At 73.7% G+C, this 23,526-nt stretch carries 19 protein-coding genes; 11 read left to right on the top strand and 8 right to left on the bottom strand.

Features of this window, described 5'->3' with window-relative positions; all coding sequences use genetic code 11:
• The first annotated feature begins 50 nt into the window (after positions 1-50).
• Positions 51-1,445: a PhoX family protein gene (locus J2Z30_RS20225; RefSeq protein WP_044569199.1), complete on the top strand. Its 1,395-nt coding sequence runs from the start codon at positions 51-53 to the stop codon at positions 1,443-1,445.
• A gap of 93 nt (positions 1,446-1,538) precedes the next feature.
• Here J2Z30_RS20225 and J2Z30_RS20220 read toward each other — a convergent pair whose 3' ends face one another.
• The 3 genes from J2Z30_RS20220 to J2Z30_RS20210 are packed head-to-tail and all read right to left on the bottom strand — an operon-like array spanning position 1,539 to position 3,317.
• Positions 1,539-1,691 (bottom strand): hypothetical protein, encoded by a 153-nt coding sequence (locus J2Z30_RS20220; protein ID WP_167442760.1) that lies wholly within the window; start codon positions 1,689-1,691, stop codon positions 1,539-1,541.
• A 10-nt stretch (positions 1,692-1,701) separates the two neighbouring features.
• Positions 1,702-2,370: a hypothetical protein gene (locus tag J2Z30_RS20215; protein ID WP_044569200.1), complete on the bottom strand. Its 669-nt coding sequence runs from the start codon at positions 2,368-2,370 to the stop codon at positions 1,702-1,704.
• A complete protein-coding gene (locus J2Z30_RS20210; protein WP_044569201.1) occupies positions 2,367-3,317 on the bottom strand; it encodes an ABC transporter ATP-binding protein in 951 nt (316 codons plus the stop codon). Before J2Z30_RS20210 ends, J2Z30_RS20215 begins: the two co-directional genes overlap by 4 nt.
• A gap of 185 nt (positions 3,318-3,502) precedes the next feature.
• Between J2Z30_RS20210 and J2Z30_RS20205 the strand changes: the two genes are divergently transcribed.
• Positions 3,503-4,372 (top strand): peptidyl-tRNA hydrolase, encoded by an 870-nt coding sequence (locus tag J2Z30_RS20205; protein ID WP_107073271.1) that lies wholly within the window; start codon positions 3,503-3,505, stop codon positions 4,370-4,372.
• Positions 4,373-4,510: 138 nt separating this feature from the next.
• Here the strand turns inward: J2Z30_RS20205 and J2Z30_RS20200 are convergent, their stop codons facing one another.
• The gene (locus J2Z30_RS20200) at positions 4,511-5,422 is read right to left on the bottom strand and encodes a class I SAM-dependent methyltransferase (protein ID WP_044569203.1); all 912 of its coding nucleotides are present in this window, start codon (positions 5,420-5,422) and stop codon (positions 4,511-4,513) included.
• A gap of 300 nt (positions 5,423-5,722) precedes the next feature.
• On the opposite strand from J2Z30_RS20200, the gene J2Z30_RS20195 reads away from it, so the two are divergent.
• Positions 5,723-6,790, top strand: coding sequence for an NAD-dependent epimerase/dehydratase family protein (locus tag J2Z30_RS20195; RefSeq protein WP_044569204.1), 1,068 nt, complete (start codon positions 5,723-5,725; stop codon positions 6,788-6,790).
• Positions 6,791-6,819: 29 nt separating this feature from the next.
• On the opposite strand, the gene J2Z30_RS20190 is transcribed toward J2Z30_RS20195, so the two are convergent.
• Together J2Z30_RS20190 and J2Z30_RS20185 are read right to left on the bottom strand one after the other, a co-directional pair.
• Complete coding sequence (locus J2Z30_RS20190; protein ID WP_044569205.1) at positions 6,820-7,935, bottom strand: sensor histidine kinase; 1,116 nt, start codon at positions 7,933-7,935, stop codon at positions 6,820-6,822.
• Complete coding sequence (locus J2Z30_RS20185; protein ID WP_044569206.1) at positions 7,928-8,782, bottom strand: response regulator transcription factor; 855 nt, start codon at positions 8,780-8,782, stop codon at positions 7,928-7,930. Before J2Z30_RS20185 ends, J2Z30_RS20190 begins: the two co-directional genes overlap by 8 nt.
• Before the next feature lie 116 nt (positions 8,783-8,898).
• Between J2Z30_RS20185 and J2Z30_RS20180 the strand changes: the two genes are divergently transcribed.
• From J2Z30_RS20180 to J2Z30_RS20165, 4 genes are all read left to right on the top strand, one after another.
• Positions 8,899-9,621: a glycosyltransferase family 2 protein gene (locus tag J2Z30_RS20180; protein ID WP_044569207.1), complete on the top strand. Its 723-nt coding sequence runs from the start codon at positions 8,899-8,901 to the stop codon at positions 9,619-9,621.
• Positions 9,622-9,776: 155 nt separating this feature from the next.
• Positions 9,777-10,403: a TIGR04282 family arsenosugar biosynthesis glycosyltransferase gene (locus J2Z30_RS20175; protein WP_044581275.1), complete on the top strand. Its 627-nt coding sequence runs from the start codon at positions 9,777-9,779 to the stop codon at positions 10,401-10,403.
• Complete coding sequence (locus J2Z30_RS20170; RefSeq protein ID WP_078956582.1) at positions 10,400-11,218, top strand: methyltransferase domain-containing protein; 819 nt, start codon at positions 10,400-10,402, stop codon at positions 11,216-11,218. Before J2Z30_RS20175 ends, J2Z30_RS20170 begins: the two co-directional genes overlap by 4 nt.
• A 225-nt stretch (positions 11,219-11,443) precedes the next feature.
• The gene (locus J2Z30_RS20165) at positions 11,444-13,141 is read left to right on the top strand and encodes a glycosyltransferase 87 family protein (RefSeq protein ID WP_078957291.1); all 1,698 of its coding nucleotides are present in this window, start codon (positions 11,444-11,446) and stop codon (positions 13,139-13,141) included.
• Positions 13,142-13,528: 387 nt separating this feature from the next.
• On the opposite strand, the gene J2Z30_RS20155 is transcribed toward J2Z30_RS20165, so the two are convergent.
• Positions 13,529-14,812: a molybdopterin-dependent oxidoreductase gene (locus J2Z30_RS20155; RefSeq protein WP_044569208.1), complete on the bottom strand. Its 1,284-nt coding sequence runs from the start codon at positions 14,810-14,812 to the stop codon at positions 13,529-13,531.
• 152 nt (positions 14,813-14,964) lie between these two features.
• Here J2Z30_RS20155 and J2Z30_RS20150 point away from each other — a divergent pair, with 152 nt between their 5' ends.
• Both J2Z30_RS20150 and J2Z30_RS20145 read left to right on the top strand, forming a co-directional pair.
• Positions 14,965-16,452, top strand: a complete 1,488-nt coding sequence (locus J2Z30_RS20150) for a hypothetical protein (RefSeq protein ID WP_044569209.1) — start codon at positions 14,965-14,967, stop codon at positions 16,450-16,452.
• 110 nt (positions 16,453-16,562) lie between these two features.
• Positions 16,563-17,852 carry a polysaccharide deacetylase family protein gene (locus tag J2Z30_RS20145; protein ID WP_044581278.1) on the top strand — a complete coding sequence of 430 codons (1,290 nt, stop codon included), beginning with the start codon at positions 16,563-16,565 and terminating at the stop codon, positions 17,850-17,852.
• A 66-nt stretch (positions 17,853-17,918) separates the two neighbouring features.
• Here the strand turns inward: J2Z30_RS20145 and J2Z30_RS20140 are convergent, their stop codons facing one another.
• The gene (locus J2Z30_RS20140) at positions 17,919-19,988 is read right to left on the bottom strand and encodes a transglycosylase domain-containing protein (RefSeq protein WP_308279978.1); all 2,070 of its coding nucleotides are present in this window, start codon (positions 19,986-19,988) and stop codon (positions 17,919-17,921) included.
• A 363-nt stretch (positions 19,989-20,351) separates the two neighbouring features.
• Here J2Z30_RS20140 and J2Z30_RS20135 point away from each other — a divergent pair, with 363 nt between their 5' ends.
• Both J2Z30_RS20135 and J2Z30_RS20130 read left to right on the top strand, forming a co-directional pair.
• Positions 20,352-21,719, top strand: coding sequence for an MbnB/TglH/ChrH family RiPP precursor modification enzyme (locus tag J2Z30_RS20135; RefSeq protein WP_209468752.1), 1,368 nt, complete (start codon positions 20,352-20,354; stop codon positions 21,717-21,719).
• 5 nt (positions 21,720-21,724) lie between these two features.
• Complete coding sequence (locus J2Z30_RS20130; RefSeq protein WP_052701319.1) at positions 21,725-22,732, top strand: TIGR04222 domain-containing membrane protein; 1,008 nt, start codon at positions 21,725-21,727, stop codon at positions 22,730-22,732.
• Positions 22,733-23,526 lie beyond the last annotated feature (794 nt).

The following is a 23,526-nucleotide window of genomic DNA, read 5'->3' as shown; positions in this document are numbered from 1 at the left end:
TGATACACACATCCGGTCATCTTCTCTGTCCGCCAGCAGGGAGTTACCGCATGTCAGCGACACGACGTCAGCTTCTCGGCCGCACCGGCGCGCTAGGGGCCACCATCGCCTTCACCGGCAGCGTCTCCGAGCTCTTCGCCGGAGCGGCCGCGGCCGCCGAACCGGATTCCCCACCACTCGGCCGGGGTGGCTACGGCCCCCTGGTGCCCGACCCGGACGGACTGCTCGACCTCCCGGAGGGATTCCGCTACCGGGTGCTCTCGCGCGAGGGCGACGAACTCCGCTCCGGCGAGGGCAAGGTCCCCAGCCACTGCGACGGCATGGCCGCCTTCCCGGGCCGCGCCGGCGGCCACCGCGGCCGTACGCATCTGGTCCGCAACCATGAGAACCGTAACGACGCCGCGATCCGCGTCCCCGCCGTGAACGGCCTCACCTACGACCCGATGGGCCTGGGCGGCTGTACCGCCCTGGAGCTCGACTCCGGCAATCACGTACTGTCCGAGCGGGTGGCCATCGCGGGCACCGCGGTCAACTGCGCGGGCGGCCCCACCCCCTGGCACACCTGGCTGACCTGCGAGGAGACCGAGGACCGGGCCGGTACGAACGGCTACACCAAGGACCACGGCTTCATCTTCGAGGTCGACCCCTACGATCCGCGCCGCACCGGCGCCGTGCCCCTCACCGCCATGGGCCGCTTCCAGCACGAGGCCATCGCGGTCGATCCGCGCAGCGGCGTCGTCTACGAGACCGAGGACGCCTTCGAGAGACCCTTCGGGCTCTTCTACCGCTTCCGGCCGAAGAAGCCGCTCGGCGGCATCGGCTCGCTGCGCGCGGGCGGGCGGCTTCAGGCGCTGCGGGTGCCGGGGGTGCCCGATCTGTCCACCATCCAGGAGCCGGGCACCACCTTCGACCGCGTCGAGTGGGTGGACGTCCCCGACCCGCTCGCCCGCCAAACCCCCATCCGCTTCCAGGACTTCGGCCCCGGAGGCATCACCCACGCCCAGAAGCTGGAGGGGTGCTACTGGGGCGGTACGTCGGTCTACTTCGTCTCCAGCTTCGCCAAGAGCGCGGACGGCTCGGCGGCCGACCACTTCGGCCAGATCTGGCGCTACGACCCCGACCGGAGGCGCCTCACGCTGGTGATCGTCTTCGGCCCCGAGACGGATGTCCAGCTGCCCGGCGAGTCCCCCGACAACATCACGCTCGCGCCCAGCGGCGGCCTGATGGTCTGCGAGGACGGCAACGGCGCACAGCATGTCTTCGGGGTGACCCGGCGCGGCGAGGTCTACGCGATGGCGCGGGGGCAGCAGAACATTGGCACGCCGGACGAGCCGGAGTGGGGTGAGTTCGCGGGCGTCACCTTCGCGCCGGACCGCCGCACGATGTACGTGAACTGCTACACCCCGGGCACAACGTTCGCCGTGACGGGCCCCTGGCGTCGCTGAACGCCGCCCGGCGGAGCGGAGCTTCGTGGTGCTGCGTGGTGCTGCGTGGTGCTGCGTGGCCGCCCGCTGGGGCAAGCAACGCACGGGCGCTCGCTAGCCGGAGCACGCCGTGCGCTGGGCCTCCTGCCATTCGCAGACGGGGCACAGCGTCGCTCCGGGGCGCGCGGCGGGGTACTCGGTGGGCTCGCCGCACTGCACGCAGTCGGCGTACGGCGGGCCCTCGGGAAGGTCCGTACGGTCGTCCATGACCCGAACCCTACGACCGGCGGGAGCTCAGCGCGCAGGCCAGCGCGGTCGCCCCGGCGGCGGCCGCGCCGGCCAGGGCCAGGGGCAGCAGGGGCATCGGCACGGTGCCGCTGTGCGAGCCGTCGACCAGCCCCGACACGGCCGCGTTCGCGGGCGAGGCACCGGCCACCGACACCAGCAGCGCGGCGAGCAGCGTGGCCGGGATCGCCCAGCCGGGGCGGCGCAGCAGCGGCCGGTTGCACAGCGCGCCGACGGCCGTGCCGAGCAGGGCGCAGGCGACCGCGGTGAGCAGCCCGGAGACGGTCGCCTCGGGCACGGGGATCTCGTGCAGGTGATCCGCGGTGTACGGATCGCTGACCGCCGCGACGAACAGCGTCCCGGCGGTGCCCAGCACCAGCGCCGCGCCCAGCGCGGTCAGCACCGAGGCGAGGTGCACCCGGCCCGGCCCCACCGCAGCCGACGCGCAGTCGCGGGCCGCGGCGGGCTCCTGGGTGACGCACGCCCGCACCAGCCAGGCGGCGACGGGCAACAGCGCGGCGGCGGCGTAGCCGAGCGAGTCGAGGATCGGCTGCCCGGTCTGCACCCCGATCCCCAGGAACGCGCCGTAGAGCAGCAGCGGCGGCAGCCAGCGGTGCGAGCGGGCCAGCAGGGCCGCCTGATAGCGCAGCAGCGCGGTCATGCCTTCTCCTTCGCCCCTCGGGCGGGCTCCTGGGCGTCGTTGTCGTTGATGGTCGTCACCGCGCGGATGTGCCAGGGCGGCTCGGCGGTCAGGAGGGTGCGGAGCAGACCGTCGGAGTCGGCGGCGCCGACCTCGACCGTCAGCCGTACGCCCCGCCCCGCCGGACCGTCGGCCCCGCTCCCGTGCGCGGGCGCGGGCGCGGGCACGGGACCGTACTCACGCACCACCGCACCCGCCGGCTCACCGGGCAACCCGGCCCCCGGCGCTCCCTCGGCCTCCACCCGCACCCGTGGCCCGGCACCGGGCCCGTCCTGCGCCGCCGACGGCCGAACCGTGCCGTCCACCGGCTCCAGCCGGGTCTCGGTGACGCGCAGGACGCGGTCCGGGGCCCCGGCCAGACGGCGTGGGTCGTGGTCGACGAAGACGACCGCGCCGCCGTCGGCGACGCGCTCGGCGACCGCCGTGTCCAGCACCCGGCGCGCGGCCTGGTCGAGGCCGGTCCACGCCTCGTCCAGGATCAGCAGGCCGGGGGATGCCAGCAGCGCCTGTGCCACGGCGATCTTCTGGCTGGTGCCCTTGGACAGCTCGGCGAGCGGGGTGCCCGCATAGCCGTCCGCGCCGAACCGCTCCAGCCACTCCCCCGCCCCGCGCGCCGCCGCGGCGCGGGACAGCCCGTGGATCCGGCCCAGGTGGGCGAGGTAGCCGAGGGCGGAGAAGGGCAGCTCGGCCGGGAACCGCTCGGGGACGTAGGCGGTGGGCGGGCGGCCGGTGATCCGGCCCGCGCTGGGTGCGTCGATCCCGGCGAGCAGCCGCAGCAGCGTGGACTTGCCGCTGCCGTTGCGCCCCTGGATACGGGTCAGCGAACCCGGCGGCACCTCGAGATCGACACCCCGCAGCACCCAGGGTCCGCCCAGGCCGTAGCGGCGGCCGACTCCTCGCAGTCTCATGCCGGTTGAGCATAGGCGCGCCCTTCTCCGAGGGGAGGCCCTCGGCGCGCGGAGGCCTTGGGCCTTGTCCGGCGGAATCGTCGCGGGCCCCGCGACGCCTGGCACGGCGCCCCCGGTCAGCCGCCATGTCACAGGCGCGAAGATCCCGGACAGGGCTTGACCCGCTGTCCTGGCACACTTGGCGCGTGACCAGCACCGACGCCGACACCGAGACCGGCACCCAAACCACCGCTCACCAGGGCTCCGGATCCGCCGCCCGCAGCAGCCCCTTCCGGCACGCCGAGATCGACCGGGACGCCGCACCGCAGTTCGTGTTGCCCCTGGTGGTCCGGATCGAGAAGGCCGCGCCCCCGGCGCGTACGGACGCCCTGGAGACGGCGGCGCGCGCGGTGCTGGTACTGCTGTCGGACGAGCGGGCGACGGCCGCCGACGGCGAGTGGGCCCAGGCCGTACGGGACTGGCAGGACGCCCGGATCCGCAAGGTCGTACGGCGGGCGCGGGGCGCGGAGTGGCGGCGCGCGTCCGGGCTGCCGGGCACCACGGTCACGGGCCGGGCACCCGCCGCGACCCCGGCCGAAGACGTAACCGGGCACGAGGACGGGCACGGGGGCGGGGACGGGCACGAGGACGGGGACGGGGCTTCGGCGGCGGCCGCCGAGGTGCGGGTGTTCCCGCCGGTGCCGCTGGACGGCTGGCCCAAGGAGCTGGCCAAGCTCCAGGTCTCCGGCACCGACCTGAGCGACCCGGAGCCGCCGCCCGCTCCCGACCCCACCGGTCCGGTGCTGTGGCTGAGCCCCCATGTGGAGATGTCGGCGGGCAAGGCGATGGCCCAGGCCGGGCACGGCGCCCAGCTGGCCTGGTGGGAGCTGGACGACGCGGCGCGGGCGGCCTGGCGCGAGGCCGGGTTCCCGCTGGCGGTGCGTACGGCCTCGCCCGAGCGGTGGGACGAGCTCACCGCGAGCGGCCTGCCGGTGGTGCGCGACGCGGGGTTCACCGAGATCGCGCCGGGGTCCTGCACGGTCGTCGCGGACCACCCGGCACTGCGGCGGCGGTAAGGCCGTCCGCGGCGCCGGGGGTCTTGGGAGCCCAGGGACCGACTCTTGGGAGCCCAGGGACGGACTCTCGGAGCCCGGGGACCGACTCTGGGAGCCCACGGCCACGGCCCCCCTGGCTCCCCTCCGCGCCCGGGGGAGCTATCCCTTGCGGCGGCGGATCGCCCGGGTGACGACCGGCGGAAGCACATCGGCGGCGAACCGCCGGACCGCGGTGGGGCGGCGCGCCGCGGGTGCGGACGCCGGTGCGGTGGACGCGGAGCGCGGCTCGGGAGCCGGGTCGCGCGGCTCGTGGGCGAAGCGGGAGGTGGGCGGGGTCGGGTTCGCGGGCTTCCCCGAGAACCGCAGCACCCTGCGGCCCGCGATCTCCTGCACGCTGGTGTGCATCCCCTTGCGCCACTCCTCGTCCGCGAGCATCTCGTCCTGGATCGGCTCCGGGTCGCCCCAGGTGCCGTAGAGCTTCTGTGTGGACAGGCAGATGGGCCGCAGCCCGCGGGTGAACACCGCCTCCCAGGTCGCGGCGGCCACGCCCGGGGTGTGCTCGGAGCGGAAGTCGTCGAGGACGACGAGACCGTCGGGCACCAGCGTGTCGTGCGCGGTGTCGATGTCGCCCGCCACGTGCTCGTACAGATGCGAGGCGTCCACGTGGATGAAACGGCAGGTGTTCGTGCCGACGTGGTCGGGCACGACGGAGGTGGGGCCCTGGATGACGTTCGGCAGCTCGTCCCAGAAGGCCAGGTAGTTCTGCTCGAAGGCGGTGCGGGTCAGGGTGGCGTACGACTTGCGCGCCTCCGCCGCGTTCTTCTCGTCCGGCGCCTCGGCGTCGAAGAGGTCACAGATCGTGAACCGCTCGTTCGCCCGCAGATAGGTGGCGGTGAAGATGGCGCTCTTGCCCATGTAGGCACCCATCTCCATCAGGTCCCCGCGCTGGCCGAGGCGCTCCTGGCGGCTCAGAAAGCGGTCGAACAGCACTTGGTCAAGGCTCGGGAACCATCCCTTGACGTCATTGAGGCAGCGGGGACGCTGGGCCGCGGGGGCGGTGGTGACCGTCATGTGGCTCTCTGTTCGTCGATGGCGGCGGTCTTGAGAGACGTGTCCGGTTGAACGTGTCCAGTTGAACGTGTCCGTTTGAACGTGTCCGTTTGAATGTGCCCGGGAGCCCCAGGAAGACAGGCCTCGGGGACGGGGTCCCAGGGGACGCGAGTGGGCGCCACGGTCGCAGTGAAAGGCAACGCGGGGCAGTCCCCCTTGTGACCGTTCTGTGACCACGCCTCCTCCGGAAGGTCTTACGGAGCGGTGACGGAACGGCGCGGGGGCGGGCCCAGGCGCCCGCTCGGGCCTAACGTCGCCCCCATGCGCGTACTGGTCACCGGAGGTGCGGGCTTCATCGGCTCGCATATCGTCACCGCCCTCGTCGAGCACGGCCATGAACCGGTCGTCCTCGACGCCCTGCTTCCCGCCGCTCACCCGACGGCCGCCCATCCGGCTCCGCCATCCGTGGACGGGGAGTGGATCCACGCCGATGTGCGGGACCGGGAGGCGGTGGTCACGGCGCTGCGCGGAGTGGACGCCGTATGCCACCAGGCGGCGATGGTCGGTCTCGGCAAGGACTTCGCGGACGCCCCGGCCTATGTGGGCTGCAACGACCTGGGCACGGCGGTACTGCTGGCGGCGATGGCCGAGCGGGGGTTGCGCGAACTGGTCCTCGCCGGGTCGATGGTCGTCTACGGCGAGGGGCGCTACGACTGCCCCCGCCACGGCCGGGTCCGTCCCGGTCCGCGCGCCGAGGCGGATCTCGCGGCGGGCCGCTTCGACCCCCTCTGCCCCGAGTGCGGCACCCCGCTGCGGCCCGGCCTGGTGGGGGAGGACGCACCGGCCGATCCCCGCAATGTGTACGCGACGACGAAGCTGGCCCAGGAACACCTGGCGGCGGCCTGGGCCCGGTCGGTGGGCGGCCGTGCGGTGTCGCTGCGCTACCACAATGTGTACGGGCCGGGGATGCCGCGCGACACCCCCTACGCGGGCGTCGCCTCCTTCTTCCGCTCGGCCCTGGCGCGCGGCGAGGCGCCCACGGTCTTCGAGGACGGGGGCCAGCGCCGGGACTTCATCCATGTCCGTGACGTGGCCGCCGCCAATGTCGCCGCCCTGGAGGCGGCGCCGGAGGTGGTGTCCCCGGCCGCGCTGACCGCGTACAACACCGGCAGCGACGACCCCCACACGGTGGGCGAGATGGCCACGGCCCTGGCCACGGCGTTCGGCGGCCCCGCGCCCGTGGTGACGGGCGGCTACCGACTGGGCGACGTCCGGCACATCACCGCGGCGTCCCGCCGGATCCGCGACCAGCTGGGCTGGCGCCCGGCGGTCTCGTTCCACGAGGGCATGACCGAATTCGCCCGCGCCCCGCAACGAGCGGGGGTGTGAGGGAAGGGATGTGAGGGGAGTGGGGTCGCTCAGGACGTGACGGCGGCGGGGAGGCGGACCTCGAAGCGGCAGCCGCCGTCGACGTTGCGGACCGCCGCCTGGCCGTCGTGGGCCTCGACGATGCCACGGACGATGGCCAGGCCCAGACCGGCGCCCGCCGGGGGTGTGCGGGCGTCGCTGCCGCGCCAGCCGGTGTCGAAAACGCGCGGAAGGTCCTCCTCCGGAATCCCGCCGCAGCCGTCGGTGACCGACAGCACGACCGTGTCCGCCTGGCGCTCGGCGGACACCGCGACCGTGCCGTCGGCCGGGGTGCGGCGGACCGCGTTGACGAGGAGGTTCCCGAGCACACGGGTCATCTCCTTGCCGTCGACCTCCACCGGGACGGGGTCCACGCGGTCGCCGATCAGCTGGACGCCCAGCTCACGGGCGAGCGGATCGACCCCGGCGAGGGCATCGCCGACCAGGTCGTAGACGGAGATCCGGGTGGGAGCGAGGGAGAGCGCCCCGGCGTGGATGCGGGAGAGCTCGAAGAGGTCGCCGACCATCGTGTTCAGCCGCTCCACCTCGGTGCGTATCCGGCGGAGGTAGCGGTCCGGGTCCGGGGCCACCCCGTCCTCCAGCGCCTCGGACATCGCGCGCAGCCCCGCCAGCGGGGTGCGCAGATCGTGGGAGATCCAGGCGACCAGCTCCCGGCGGGAGGACTCCAGGGCGCGCTCACGCTCGCGGGAGGCGGCCAGCTTGGCGCTGGTGGCGGCCAGTTCACGGCCGAGCGCGGCGAGTTCGGCGGTGGCCTGGCCGTCGGGGGCGGCGAAGCTCCCGCCGTCCCCGAAGGAGCGGGCGGCGAGGGCCAGCGCGTTGCTGCGCGCCACCACCCAGCGGCCCAGCAGCAGCGCGGTGGCCAGGGACACCACGGCGGCCATGGCGCAGACGGTCGTGACCACCGTCAGGTCGTGCGGGGACAGGAACATCGCCCAGGCGACGGCCAGAGTCCCGGTGAGCATCGCCGTGACCGCGACGGCGGCGACGACGGCGAGGGACACCGCCACCGAACGGCCGCGCACCAGCCGCAGCGCCAGCGCGCCCAGCAGACCGGCCGCCGCCGCGCCGAGGAAGGCGAACACGGCCATGAGGAACACATCACGCATCGGAACCCGGCCCCCGTCCCTCGCCCCGTCCCTCGCCCTGCCCCTCGCCCTGCCCCTGGTCCGCGCGCCCCTCGCCGTGGGCCTTGTCGTTGGTCTCGGGCGGGGCATCGAAGCGATAGCCGATGCCCCATACGGTCTGGATGAGCCGGGGCGCGGCGGGATCGTCCTCGACCTTTCCGCGCAGCCGCCGCACATGGACGGTGACGGTGGACAGATCGCCGAAGTCCCAGCCCCACACCTCGCGCATCAGCTCCTCGCGGGTGAAGGCCACCCCGGGGTGGCGCAACAGAAAGGCCAGCAGGTCGAACTCGCGCACGGTCAGGGCGAGCTCCCGGCCGTCCCGGGCGGCCCGCCGGGCCAGGGGGTCGAGGGTGATCCCGGCCCGGTGCGTCACCTCGTCCGAGCCGAGGCCGGGGCCCGAGCCGAGACCCGGGCCGGGGCCGGACGAGCCGGGGGCCCGCGGACCGGGCCGGCCACGGCGCAGCACCGACTCCACGCGCAGCACCAGTTCCCGGGGACTGAACGGCTTGGTGACGTAGTCGTCCGCGCCGATCTCCAGGCCGAGGATCCGGTCCTCCTCGTCGCCGCGCGCGGTGAGCATGATGACCGGCACCGGGCCCTTGTCCCGCAGCGCCCGGCACACCTCGAGCCCGTCCATACCGGGCAGCATCAGGTCGAGGACGACCAGGTCCGGCCGGCGGGCGGCAGCGCGGGCGAGTGCCCCGGGACCGTCGGCGGCCCGGTCCACGGCGAAACCGGCCCGGCCGAGGTACCCGGCGACGACCTCGGCGACGGTCGGGTCGTCGTCGACCACGAGCACGCGGGTGGGAGAGGGGTTCTGCTGCATGCCCCACAGCGTGACACCGGGGGCGGCACCAGGGGGCGCCGGGGAGCCCGCTGCCCAGCCGACGTCCGTGTTTCGTAAGAACCTGAAGCCCGAAATGTCGCTTTCTTCTTCGTAGTGTGGTGCGGGTGACAAACTCGACCACCCCCTGTGCGGACGTCGTCCTGCCGTGTCTGGACGAGGCCGCCGCCCTGCCCTGGGTGCTGGCCCGCATCCCCGACGGCTGGCGCGCCATCGTCGTCGACAACGGCTCCACCGACGGCTCGGCCACGATCGCCCGTGACCACGGCGCCACCGTCGTCCACGAACCCCGCCGTGGCTTCGGCGCCGCCTGCCACACCGGGCTCCTCGCCGCCGAGGCCGACATCGTCTGCTTCTGCGACTGCGACGCCTCGCTCGACCCCGGACTGCTGGCCGCCTTCGTGCGGACCGTGGCGGCGGGCGAAGCCGACCTCGTGCTGGGCCGGCGACGCCCCCAGGAGCGGGGGGCCTGGCCGGTGCACGCCCGGCTCGGCAACCTCGCGCTGACCCGCATGCTGCGGCGGCGCACCGGCCTCACGCTGGGCGACCTGGGCCCGCTGCGGGCCGCCCGGCGCGAACCGCTGCTCGCCCTCGGCCTCACCGACCGCCGCAGCGGCTACCCGCTGCAGATGGTCGTGCGGGGCGCCGACGCCGGATGGCGGATCGAGGAGCGCGAGGTGCCGTATCGGCCGCGCACCGGGAAGTCGAAGGTCACCGGCACCTGGCGGGGCACCTGGCACGCGGTGCGCGATATGCGCGCCGTGCTGCGCCGACCGCCGGAGGCCCCCGACCTGGCCGCCCCCACGAGGGCCGCGCGGTGAGCCCCGCGCCACACGAGGGTGCCCACGCGGCGGAGGCCCCCTCGGCTCCGGACCGCGCCAACTCCGGCCCAGGTGGCGCCGACGGGCGTCCGGTCGCCGGTGCGGACGTCCGCACGGGCACCGGCTCCCGGGCGGCCCACGGAGAGGGGACGACGCTGCTCATCATCGCCAAGGAGCCGGTGCCCGGACGGGTGAAGACCAGGCTCACTCCCCCGTACACCCCCGCCGAGGCCGCCTTGCTCGCCGAGGCGTCCCTCGCCGACACGCTGCACGCCGCGCTCGCCATGCCCGCGCGGCGCCGGGTGCTGGTGCTCGACGGACACCCCGGGCCATGGCTGCCGCCGGGATTCGAGGTGGTGGGGCAGTGCGACGGCGGTCTGGACGAACGGCTCGCCGCGGCCTTCGCCGCCTGCCGGGGCGCCACCCTGCTGATCGGCATGGACACCCCGCAGGTCACCCCCGCCCTCCTCGCCCCCGCGCTCAACCCGGGGAGCCGGCACGACTGCGACGCCTGGTTCGGCCCGGCCGCCGACGGTGGCTTCTGGGCCTTGGGCCTGGCGGAACCGGACCCCGAACTGCTGCGGGGCGTGCCGATGTCCACCGCCACCACCGGTGCCGCCCAGCGGCGCCGGCTGACGGACGCGGGGCTGCGGGTGCGCGACCTGCCGATGCTGCGCGACGTGGACACGGCCGAGGACGCCGTATTGGTGGCGTCCGACGCCCCGGGCGGGCGGTTCGCCCGGACCCTCGCCCGTCTGTCGTCCCGGACCACCACCCGATGAGCACGGCCGAGACAGTGCGCGACGGTTCGGTGCGCGACGGTTCGGTGCGCGAAGGGTCCGTACACGACGGATCGGTGCGCGAAGGATCCGTACACGACGTGTCTGTGCACGGTGGAGCGGTGCGCGAGCGGACGCCCGCTCGCCGCGCGGCCGCGCCCTGGCACGCCGATCCCTATGTCCGAGCGCTCCACGCGGGCCGGGGGCCGCTGTTCCTGCGCCGGGCCGACGGCTGGATGCTGCCCCTGGACGTCGAACGCTGGTGTGCGGACGCCGACGCGGCCGACCGGACCGTGCTGCGGCGCTGCCAGGGCCCGATACTCGACATCGGCTGCGGCCCCGGCCGACTGGTGGCCGCGCTGACCCTGCACGGCCACCCCTGCCTGGGCATCGACGTCAGCCAGGCCGCGGTCGCCCGTACGGTCCGCGCGGGCGGGCCCGCGCTGTGCCGCTCGGTCTTCGAACCGCTGCCCGGCGAGGGACGCTGGGGCACGGCGCTGCTGATCGACGGCAATATCGGCATCGGCGGCGATCCGCGCGCCCTGCTGGCCCGCGTCGCCCAACTCACGGCCCCCGACGGGCTGCTGATCGCGGAGGCCGCCGCGGCGGATGTGGACGAGCGGGTGCGGGTGCGCGTGGACGACGGCCGGGGCGACGTGGGAACGGCCTTTCCCTGGGCCCGCGTCGGCGTCCGGGCGCTGCTGCACCACGCACAGGCGGTGGGCTGGAGCCCGGTCGAGCAGTGGACCGCGCGGGACCGAGGCTTCGTATCGCTGCGCCGCACGCCACCGCTGCCCCGGTCCGGCACGGAGCGCTGAGCCGTGCCCGCATGGCCGCGCCGTCCGCCGCGCCGCCCGCCGCGGCCCGGCCGACTCGCCCGGTGGCCCAGCCGGGCGCCCGATCGGGCGCCCCCGCCATACTCCGCCCCGGGCCCTCGACCACCGGCCCGCGACCGCCCCGCACCACCGCCCGACGGCACGGACGAGCCCCGTCCACCCGAGCGCCCCGCCCCGCCCGCGCGGGCACGGACCGCCCGCCGCTGGATCACCCCGCTCGCCCTGGCCACGCTGCTCGGCTCGCTGGTCGCCGTCCTCGCCCTCACCTTCCGCAGGGACGACTTCCACACCGCGCCCGGCCCGCTGTCCCGCTGGTACGCCATCGCCTGGGCACTGTTCGCCGCGGCCGCCTGGACCGTCCGCTGCCTGGGCGCCCGCCAGGCCGCGGTGTTCGTGCTCGCGGGCAGCGCGGCGATCGCCGCCACGGGTCTGCTCGCACCCCCGCGCACCAGCACCGACGCCTACCGCTACGCCTGGGACGGGCGCGTGCAGGCCGCTGGCATATCCCCCTATGACCACGCACCCGAGGACCCCGCGCTCGCCCCGCTGCGCGACCGCTGGCTCTTCCCGCAGGGCACCGCCTGCCATGGCCCCGACCGCGCCCCCGTCCGCCCCGCGCCCGAACATCCCACGCCCGTCCGCCCCACGCCCGAACAACCCACGCCCGGCGCCGCCGTGCGCGCCGGTCCGGAGCCCGATCGCCCGCCAAGCGCCTCCGCCGAGCCACAGTGCACACGCCTGAACCGCCCCTCGGTCCATACGATTTATCCTCCCGCCGCAGAGGGCTATTTCTTGCTTGTACACCGCTCGGCGCCGTCAGGTTCCACCCTCCTCCCCCTCCAGACCGGCGGCGCGCTGCTGTCCGTCGCCACCACCGCCGTGCTGCTCGCCGCGGCACGGCGCCGCCGCGATCCACGGCTCGCGACCGCCCGCGCCGCGCTCTGGGCCTGGTGCCCGGCCGTGCCGGTGGAGGCGGTGAACAACGCGCATGTCGACGCGCTGGGCGTGCTGTTGACCGTCGCCGGCCTCGTCGCCGTCCCCCGCCGCCGCGCCCTGGGCGGTGCGCTCCTCGGCGCGGCGACCGCGGTCAAGCTGCTGCCCGCCGTGACCCTGCCGGGCGCGCTCTCCGGCGTCCTCGCCACGGCCGTCCCCAAGCCCCTCACCGCACTCAAGAGGCCCGCAGAAAGCCCCACCTCGCCGACCGCGGCGATCCGCCGCGCCGCGGCCGTCGTGCTGCCCGCCACCGCCGTCGTCGCGCTCGGCTACCTCCCGTACGTCCTGCTCTCGCACTCCTCCGTCCTCGGCTATCTCACCGGCTATGTGGCCGAGGAGGGCTACGAGACGGGCTCCACCGCCGCCGCCGACAAGAACCGCTACGCGCTGCTGCGCCTGCTCCACCCCGACCCGGAGGCCTGGGCCCTCCCCGTGATCGCCGCCGCCCTGCTCGTGGTCGTGGCCTGGGTGCTGCTGCGCGGCGACCCCCAACGGCCCTGGCGCGGCGCGCTGGTGGTGACCGGGGCCGCGTTCCTGTTGATGACGCCCGGCTACCCCTGGTACGCGCTGCTGGTGGTGGCGCTGGTGGCCCTCGACGGGCGCTGGGAGTGGCTCGGCCTGCCGCTCGCGGGAGTCGCCCAGTATGTGACGGCCCGTGCGGTGGACGACGGCGCGTGGGTCGGGACGCTGGGGTACGCGGTCGCCGGCGCGGCGGTCATGACCGGCTGGGCCCTGCGGGCCCGGCAGGTCCCGCGGGCGGCTTCCGCTCCCCGGCGGAATCGGCGGAATCGGCCGAAGCGGCCGACGCGGCCTCCGGAGCCCCGCCCCGAGCCCCCGGACGACGCCGCCACCCCCGGATCGCCGCCCGGATCACCAGCCACAGCGCCGAGGCGCCGAAGAGTACGGCGGTGATCAGCAGCCAGCGCGGCCAGAAGACGTCGGCGCTCAGCCCGGTCGCGTTCTCGTAGCGGCGCTCCTGCCGACCGAGGATCAGCGGGAACCACACCAGCAGCAGCACACCGGAGAGGAAAGCGGGCACCCGCACATGGTTGATCCACCGGGCCGGGGCCGGGAGCACGGCCGCCACGGCACGGTCGGCGAGCGCGTACAGCGGAAGCAGCACCAGATCGTGGAGGACGGCGGCGCCGACGAACCACAGCGCGATGCCGAACCAGTCGCCGCTCAGCAGCCTCACCCCGGCGTAACCCGTCAGTGCGAAGGAGCACAGCAGCAGCACCAGCCGCAGCGGGGACTCCCCGTCCAGCCGCCGCAGCCCAACACGGCTCCGCCCGAGAAACCTCATACCGTCCCCCCGAAGGTCAGTCGGCCGACCCACTTGGTGTTGTGCACACCCGGAGCCCCGGGCACGATCACGCGCGCCGGATAGCCGTGGTCCGGCGACAGATCCGCGCCGTTGACCCTCAGCGCCAGCAGCGAGCGCGGGTCGCGGACCTGGTGCTCGCTCAGCACGACGCTGCGGAAGGAGCCGTGCCGCTGCACGGACTCGACCAGGACCCTCGGCGGCCGGTCGGCATGCCCCGCCAGCGCGGCGAGGTCGGCCAGCCGCACCCCCTCCCACCGCTGGTCGGGCGTGGACCACCCCTCCACACAGGCGATGGGCAGCGCCGCGCCGTGATGCTCCAGCCGCAGCAGCCGCTCCCGGGTGAGGACGGTCTCGTGGCCCGCCGCACCCCGCACCACCAACCGCCAGTCGGGCCCGATGTCGCGGGCGCGGATGCCGACGGCCACGGTGGTCTTGTTGATCTGGAAGCCGTTCGGCCCCCGGCCCGGCTCACGCCCGTGCGGGGCGAGCAGCGCGCTCGTACGCAGCGGGCCGCCGATGCTCTGACCGGCCGTCACCACCAGCAGCGCGAAGGAGCCGGTGCCGACCATGGCGAGCGCGCCCCGCCGCGACATGGTCGGCGCGGCGGGCCGCGGGCTGACCAGGCCGGTCTCGTCGGGCGGCTCCGGCCGGGTGTCGGCGGTGCGGGTGCGCAGCTCGGCCCGCAGCTCGCGGCTCCGCAGCGTCCGCACCATGAGCGGGATCCGCAGCGCCACATGGACCACGAGGGCGGCCATGAAGATCCACGCCCCGTAGAAGTGCAGCGGATAGAAGGAGCCGGGGAAGACGTAGTCCAGCTGGACGTTGAGCACGCCGGTGGCGAATTCGAACAGTCCCCCGCCGACCAGCAGGAGCAGGGAGAGCCGCTCCAGCGCGTGCCCCAGGGACCGCACCGGCGGCCAGGCGAACAGCTTGGGGATGACCGACCACAGCTTGGCCAGCAGCACGGGGACGAGCACGACCCCGAGCGTCACGTGCACTCCCTGGGTGACGCGGTAGAGCCAGGAGGGGTCGGTCGGCCAGGAGAAGAGATAGAAACCGAGCAGCCCCTTGTCCGGTGTCTTGTCGTTGACCGGGGACAGGTCGGGGTTGTAGGCGGCGTACGACAGCAGTCCGGTCACGAAGAGCACGGGGATGCCGAAGAGCAGGATCAGGCCGAAGACGGACGTCAGCCAGGGGCCGCGCAGCGGGCTGCGCCACAGGGCGCGGCGATCACGGTCGGTACGGGGAGGGTGGCTCATGGCATGACCGTAGGACCGCCGCACCGCCGCCAGTGGGCTTGAGGCCATGACGAAACGGTGACGTCACGGGCCCTGCCGGGAAGATCTGACGGTCCGGTGACGGCGCGCGGCGCGGCGGCCCGGCGGCGGGCTCGGCGACGTAGCGTGACGTCGTGAAGCTCCCTCTCCGCGACGACGTCGACATCCAGCCCACCCAGGACGACACACGGACCGGCCGTCGCCGGGACGTGTTCGCCGCCGCTGCCGCCGCCCTGGTCTTCGCCGTCGCCGCCGTCGTCGGCACCCTGATCGAGCGGGCCGATCACTCCCTGTACGTCGACTGGGCGCCGCTGTACGCCGACTGGCTGCCCCATGTGGGCCCCGGTACGCCCCTCGCCCTGGCCGTCGCCGCGGCGGTCGTCCTCCACGGCCACCGGCTGGCGGCGCGGCTGCCGTGGCGGGGGCTGCTGGGCGCCGTCTGGGCGGCGGCCATGGCCTGGATCTGGTCGCTGGCGCTGGCCGACGGATGGCGGCGCGGGGTGGCGGAGCGGCTGACGGCGCGCCACGAGTATCTGCGCGGCATCGACCGGTTCCAGGACATCGGCGCGGCCCTGCGCGGCTTCACCGGCCATATCCTGCTCACTCAGCCCGACCACTGGCCCGCCCATATCGCGGGCCATCCGCCGGGTGCCGTGCTCACCTTCGTGGGCCTGGACCGGCTGGGCCTGGGCGGCGGCGGTTGGGCGGGGGCCTTCTGCGTCACCGTGGGCGGCTCGGCGGCGGTCGCGGTCCTGGTCACGCTGCGCGCCCTGGGGCAGGAGCGGGCGGCGCGTACGGCCGCCCCGTTCCTGGTCCTGGCGCCCGGGGCGGTATGGGTGGGCGCCTCGGCCGACGGCTACTTCGCGGCCGTCGCGGCCTGGGGGCTCGCGCTGCTGGCGCTCGCGGCGACGCGTACGGTCCGGGCGCCCGTGGCGGTCGCGCTGGCCTCCGGGCTGCTGCTGGGGCTGACGGTCTATCTCTCGTACGGGCTGACGCTGCTGGCGCTGCCCGCCGCCGCCGTACTGCTGCTGGCCCGCACCGCGCGGCCGCTGCCCTTCGCGCTGACCGGGGTGGCGGTGGTGGCCGGGGCGTTCACGCTGGCCGGGTTCCGGTGGTGGGAGGGGTACTCCCTGCTGGTCGAGCGCTACTACCAGGGCGTGGCCTCCGATCGCCCGTACGCGTACTGGGTCTGGGCCAATGTGGCCGTCGCTTCGGTGGTCGCCGGTCCCGCCTGTGTCGCGGGCGCGCGGCGGATGCTGTCGGCGGTGCCCGACGCCGCCCGGCGGCTGCGCCTGGGCAGGCCGGTCGGTCCGGGCGGTCCAGGCGGTCCTGGCCATCCTGACCGTCCGGGCAGTCCTGGCCGTCTGGATGGTCCTGGCCGTCTGGGCGATCCTGGTGCGCCGTACGGGCTCGTCGTGCTGACCTTCGCCGCGCTGCTGGCGCTCGTCGTGGCCGATCTGTCCGGGATGAGCAAGGCCGAGACGGAGCGGATCTGGCTTCCGTTCATCGTCTGGCTGCTGCCCACCACCGCGCTGCTGCCCGCCCGTGATCGCCGCCGATGGCTCCTGGTCCAGGCCTGTCTCTCACTGCTCGTCAACCACCTGCTTTTGACCGGTTGGTGAGGATGACTGATGTGAAGGGCACGTGATACTTCTGTGATACTGAGGGGGACGTACATCTGTACTGTTGCCAGGGGGCGGGACCCGTGAAGGCGCTGAAGATCGTGAAAGCGTTGAAGGCTTTAAACGCGAAGAACGCCTATGGCGTGGCCGCGCCCATAGGCGCGCTGACGGCCGTGGCCGTCGTGGTGGCGCTGCTGATAGCCCTGACCTCGCCGGGGGACGCGGGGGGCGCGCAGGACGGGGACCTCCCCGCGGCCGCGGCGTCCCCCAAGTCGGACCGGGTCCCCAAGGAGCCCAAGAAGGAAGACAAGTACGCCCATTGGGACGGCAAGGACAAGGTGCTCGGGGACGGCTCCACGTCCTACACCGGACCGCAGCCGCACCAGCTCAAGCCCGAGAAGCTCAAACCGGGCGAGAAGCCGCCGCAGTTCGTGGTGTTCTCCTGGGACGGGGCGCTGGAGAACGACGACCATCTCTTCTCCCGCTTCCGCGAGGTGGCCAAGGAGACCAACGCCACCATGACGTTCTTCCTGAGCGGCATGTATCTGCTGCCCAAGTCGAAGAGCGACCTCTATCGGCCGCCCCAGCACAAACCGGGCTCGGCCGCCATATCCTTCCCCACCGACGAGCACATCAGGGAGACCCTGGAACAGCTGCGCGGGGCCTGGCTGGACGGCAATGAGATCGGCTCCCACTTCAACGGCCATTTCTGCGGCGCCAAGGGCGGGGAGGACTGGTCCACCGAGGAGTGGAAGAGCGAAACGGAGCAGGCATATTCGTTTGTGAAGCAGTGGAAGACGAACACCGGCTTCACCGACATCAAACCGCTGCCGTTCGACTATGACGTGGAGCTGGTGGGCGGGCGCGCGCCGTGCCTGGAAGGCCAGAAGACGCTGATTCCGGCGATCAAATCCCTCGGCTGGCGCTATGACGCGAGTTCCCCGGGCGACTTCCAGCTCTGGCCCTCCAAGATCGATGGAATCTGGAACTTCCCGCTGCAGCTGGTGCCGTATCCGGAGAGCGAGAAGCAGGTCCTCTCGATGGACTTCAACTTCCTCTTCAACCAGTCCGGTGACAGCACTGAGGGCGATCCGGCGAAATACGCGGAGTGGGAGCGGCTGACCCGCGAGGGATATCTGAACGGATTCGAGCGGGTCTACAACGGAAGCCGGGCGCCGCTGTTCATCGGCAACCACTTCGAGACCTGGAACGGCGGCATCTATATGCAGGCCATCGAGGACGTGATGAGGAGCGTCTGCCGCCGCGACGGAGTGCGGTGCGTGTCGTTCAAGCAGCTCGCCGACTGGCTGGACGCCCAGGACCCGAAGGTCCTGGAGAAGCTGCGGATGCTGGACCCGGCGGAATCGCCGGACTGGTCCACGTACGCCAAGAGCAAGTGAGCGGTCCCGTTGCGGGGCCCTTTCCGCCGGTGCGGCTCAGGCCGAGGCGGCTCACGCCGGTGCGGGTCATTCCGCCGCCCCGTCCGTCATATAGCTCTTCCAGATGTCCATCGGGTAGGTGTCGCCCGAATTATCGGCGCCTCCACCGCCCATTCCCTTGAGCGGCATCAGCTCCTGCGACTTCGGATCCACCCGGGACAGCGAGACCGCCGTCGAGAGCTTCTTGGTGTACCCGACGAACCAGGCGGAGGTGCCGTCCTGCGCCGTGCCGCCCTTACCGGCCACCTCGCCACCGCCCACCTCGCCACCGCCCACGGCTGCCTCGCGCGCCGAACCGTCCGGGCTCTGGACCGCGCCGCGCAGCGCGTCGTCCACCTGCGCCGCGACCGCCGCGCTGAAGGCCCGCTTGGCGCTGTCCTTGCGCAGCTCGAGCTTCTGCCCGCCGTGGGTGAGCCCGCTCACCGAGTACGGCGCGTAGTGCGTGCCTTCGGCCGCGAACGTCCCGTAGGCGCTGGCCATACGGATCGAGCTGGGGGTCGCGGTGCCGAGCGAGAACGCGGGCACCCGCGCGCCGAAGCTGCTGGGCAGCAGCCCCGCGTCGATGGACGCCTGCCGGACCCGGTCCAGGCCGACGTCCATGCCCAGCTGGATCATCGGGGTGTTGATGGACCGCACGATCGCCTGGCGCAGCGAGACCTGCCCATAGGAGGCGTCGTCGTCATTGGTGGCCCGCACGATCTTGCCGCCGCGGTCCCAGTACGGGCCCTCGGGCGTATGCACCGCGATCTTGTTGTCGCCGTCGTAGAGCGTCGAGGGCGTCACGGCCTTCCGCGCGCCGTTGCGCTCCAGCAGGACGCCGTCGCGCAGCGCCGCGGCGTAGACGAAGGGGGTGAAGGAGGTGCCGGCCGGGACGGTGGAGGCGTTCGCGTCGTTGAATCCCTGCTCCAGATAGCCGGGGCCGCCGTACAGCGCGCGTATGGCGCCTCCCGGGGCCACCGAGGCGGCGCCTATGCGCACATGGCGGTCCTCGGGGCGCTGCTCGGGGTCGAGGTCGTCCCGGGTCTCCTTTACCGCCTTGGCGAGCGCCTGGACCTTCGGCTTCTCGAAGGTGGTGTGGATCTGATAGCCGCCCAGGTCGAAATCGGCGTCGGATATGTCGGTGTGGGAGCTGACATACGCCTTGGCCGTCTCCACCAGATAGCCCACCTGCCCGGTGAGCCCCACCGGCTTGGGCTGTGCCTTGGGCTCGGGGAACGTCGTATAGCGCGCCCGCTCGGACTTGGAGAGCTTTCCGATGTCCACCATCCGGTCCAGCACCCACTTCCAGCGGTCGACGGCCCGCTTGTGGTTCTTGGTGCTGAGCGTCGGATCGAAGGTTCCGGCGCCCTTGAGCAGCGAGGCGAGCAACGCGCCCTCGCTCGCGTTGAGTTCCGAGACGTCCTTGCCGTAGTACGCGTACGCCGCCCGCTGAATGCCGTAACTGCCGCGTCCGAACCAGCTGGTGTTCAGATAGCGCTGGAGGATCTCCGGCTTGCTCATCCGGTCGTCCAGCTTGATGGCCATGAACATCTCGGTGAGCTTGCGGGAGAAGGTCTGGCGCTGGTTCAGATAGGCGTTCTTCACATACTGCTGGGTGATGGTGGAGCCGCCCTGCGTCTCACCGCCCGTCACCATCCGCGTCACCGCGCGCATCAGCCCACTCGGGGACACTCCGCTGTCGGTGTAGAAACTGGCGTTCTCGGCGGCCAGCACCGCCCACTGGACGTCTTCCGGCACCTTGTCCAGCGGCACTTCCTGCCGGTTGACCGGGCCGGTGCGGGCCATCTCGGTGCCGTCGGCCCAGTAGTAGACGTTGTCCTGCTGAGTGGCGAAGTCATTGAGGTTCTTCGGGATGTCGGTCTGCAGATACAGAAAGCTCAGCAGACCGGTCAGACTGCCGAGGCAGAAGAGGAAGAGCAGGGCTATCTGACGCCACGACGGCAGCCATCGCGTCACACCGCGCCGCCCCGCCCGGGGGTAGTCCAGCCGGATCCGCGTGGCCGCCCACCGGCGCAGCCGCATCCCCCGGCTCCTCGATGGCGGCTTACGGCGGTGCTTGCGGTGCTTCCCCATGGCGTTGTCGCTGCTGCCCAGCACGTGTTTCCCCCACGCTCGCTCCGCGCGCGGGCGCGGCACAAAGGTGTGATCTTCCATCCCCCCAGACCAGACCGATCCTATTTTCCCTTCTGAACGTCTGTCGCCACAGGGCCGGAATTTTTTGTAACAGTGACCATATTCAGGGACTCCACCCACCCGGTGACCTTTCGCACCGCCCGTGCCGCCCCCTGGCCAGCGTCCGGACGGCCACCGCCCGCGGGCCGTCCCCGCCGTGACACCCCGAAGCTCAAATGAACCTCTGAACCATGCGGCCGGGGGATTCGTCCTCCCTGTATGGGGTCATGACTCCGGCACGCGAGAACACACCGCGGGGGACGCGGTACGGAACGAGGAGGGGGAGCCATGGTGCGCCTCGGTACCGGAATCGGCTGGCGACCGGAGATCGCCGATGACATCGCGCGGCTGCCCGGCATCGACTGGGTGGAGGTGGTGGCGGAGAACATCTGCCCCGACCATGTGCCGGACGCGCTCCGGCGGCTGCGCGAGCGCGGGACCACGGTGGTCCCGCATGGGGTGTCGCTCGGCCTCGGGGGAGCCGAGCGGCCCGACCCCGGCCGCCTCCGGGCGCTGGCCGAACGGGCCGAGGCGCTGGGCTCGCCGCTGGTCACCGAGCACATCGCGTTCGTCAGGGCCGGGGGGCCACTGACCGCGTCACCGGCCATGGAGGCCGGGCATCTGCTGCCGGTGCCGCGGACCCGTGACGCGCTGGACGTGCTGTGCGAGAACGTGCGCATCGCGCAGGACGCGCTGCCGGTGCCGCTCGCGGTGGAGAACATCGCGGCGCTGATCTCCTGGCCCGGCGAGGAGATGACCGAGGGCCAGTTCCTGGCCGAGCTCGTGGAGCGCACGGGGGTGCGGCTGCTCATCGACGTGGCCAATCTGCACACCAACCACGTCAACCGGGGCGAGGACCCGGCCAAGGCGCTGGACGAGCTGCCCACGTCGGCGATCGCCTACGTCCATGTGGCGGGCGGGGTGGAGCGGGACGGGGTGTGGCACGACAGCCACGCCCATCCGGTGACCCAGCCGGTGCTCGACGTGCTCGCCGAGCTGTGCGCCCGTACGATGCCGCCCGGGGTGCTGCTGGAGCGCGACGAGGACTTCCCGGCGTCCGAGGAGCTCGCGGGCGAGCTGGACGCGATCCGCGCGGTGACGGCGGCGGGGGCCGGGGGCGGGGGCGGGGGCGGGGCCGGGGCCGCCGAGGCCTCGGTGAGGGCGTCCGCCATGCCCGACGCACTCATGCCCGACGCGCCCGTTCCCGACGCACTCGCGCCCGACGCGCCCGTGCCCGACGCCGTCCGGGAGCGGCTGGCGCTCGCCCAGGCCTCGCTGCTGTCCGCGCTGGTCGGGGACACCCCGCCGCCCGAGGGCTTCGACCGGCGGCGGCTGCGGGTGCAGAGCGCGGCGCTGACCGCCAAGCGGGCGTCCGTGATCGCCAAGGTGGCCCCTGAGCTGCCCGAGATCCTGGGCACCGGCTACCGCCCGGCGTTCGCGCGGTACGCCGACGGCCGCCCGATGACCGGCGGCTACCGCCGGGACGCGATGTCGTTCGCCGAGCATCTGCTGGCGGACGGCCGGCCCGACGACGCGGCCGCCCGGCGTCGGCTGACGCGGTGGTGGCAGGAACGGTCCGGGCCCGCGCCCCTGCCGTCCCATCCGGCGGCGCGGCTGGCCCGCCGGGTCCGGCTCGCGCTGAGCGGGGGGCGGTGAGCGGCATGGGCGCGATCGTGACCCTGGTCTACCTGGCCGTCGCCGTGTCGTCGGTGGTGCTCATCACGGGTACGGTCCGGGCCCGGCGCAGGGAGGTCTCCGGGCCGGTGTACGCCCAGGTACACAACCTGCTGGAGGCCGCGTTCCTGGCGGGCGGGCCGGGGCGGGTGGCGGACACCGTGATCAGCGCGATGTACGCGGACGGGCGGCTGGCGATCGGCGACCCCGGCGTGGTCTCGGTACGGCAGCCGGTCGCGCGCGGCCCGGTCGAGGAGGAGCTGCTGCGGCTGTGCGCCATCTCCCCGCACGGCGGCCTGAAGTGGCTGCGCCGGGAGCTGATGCGCAGCCCGGTGGTGCAGGCGATCGGCGACCAGCTGGCGGGCCGCGGGCTGATGGTGCGGCCGGACGCCCTCCGGTTCTGGCGGGGCGTGGCACGGACGCAGATCGGGCTGTGCGCGATGGGGGTGTTTCTGGCCGTCCTGATCAGTATCGGCTCCGTCGCCGACGGCGGGCCTCCGCTGATCTTGACGATCGCCCCCGCGCTGTTCACCGGTTTCCTCATCGGCGGAATCTGCTCCAGTGCGGGCAAGCGCAGGCTGACCGCCGCCGGGCAGCGGGCGCTGGCGACGTACCGGAGGGACTCGGGGGTCGGCATACGGCGCGCCCGGTCCATCGGCCATCCGGCGACGGTCCCCCTGGCGGTCGTCGTCGCCCTGACCGGTGTGGCCGCCCTGGCGGACGACCCGCTGCTGCGGGCCCAGCTACTGGATGCGCAAAAGGTGCCCGTCACCTCGGGTTCGTCGACCGACTCGGGGTCGTCGGGGTCGTCGGGACCCACGGACTCCGGCGGCGGATCGTGGTGCGGAGGTGGAGGCGGCGGAGGCGGTTCCGGTTGCGGAGGCTCCTCGTGCGGCGGCTCGTCCTGCGGCGGAGGCGGCGGCGGTTCGGGCTGCGGTGGAGGCGGGGGCTGCGGTGGTGGTGGCGGGGGCGGCGGCTGCGGAGGCGGCGGCTGAGCCGCCGCACGATGGGCCGCGCTGCGGCCGGGAGGCCTGGCGGAGCCCGCCGGGCGCCACCACCGGCGGGCGCCGGGCGCGGGCTGGGGTGCCGGGCTTGGGCGGGTGCCGGGGGCGGGCGGGTGCCGGGCACGGGCGGGTGCCGGGGGCGGGCTGGGGTGCCGGGCACGGGCGGGTGCCGGGGGCGGGCGACCGCGGCCCGACCGAGCCGAGCAGCGGCTGGTCGAGCCGCCCAGGCCACGGGCGCCTATGACGGCCGGCGAGGCGTCCTCGCCGATTCGTGGCGGCTCGGCCACCGGCATCCCGCGCCGCAGCTGTACGGAAAGCCCGCGGCCCCATCGCGGTCCCGAGCAGAGTTGCGGGGCGTCCGGCGGACCGCGCGGCGGAGCCGCGTATCGACGCTTTGTTTTCCCCACCCCGCCCCTTCCCGATACCAGGGGCTCCGCCCCTGGACCCCGGGGGCAAAGCCCCACCACGCGGCGGAGCCGCATACCGACGCTGCGGGAAGGAGCAGACCCTCGGCCCGAGGCCTGAGGCAAACCCCCGACCCGGGACCTGAGGCAGACCCCGACCCGGGACCTGGGGCTCTGCCCCAGCCCGGGGCCTGGGGCAGAGCCCCCACGCGGCGGAGCCGCATACCGATGCCGCGCGAAGGAGCAGAGCCCCGACCCGAGGCCTGAGGCAGACCCCCGACCCGGGACCTGGGACAGACCCCCGATCCAGGGCCTGAGGCAGAACCCCGACCCGAGGCCTGGAAAGACCCCCGGTCGGACCCTGGGCAGACCGGGGGCCTG

This window comes from Streptomyces iranensis, from assembly GCF_017874715.1.
In the GTDB taxonomy this organism is placed as follows: Bacteria; Actinomycetota; Actinomycetes; order Streptomycetales; family Streptomycetaceae; genus Streptomyces; species Streptomyces iranensis.
Note: the sequence above shows the minus strand (reverse complement) of the source record. Positions and strands in the feature narration are given on the sequence as shown.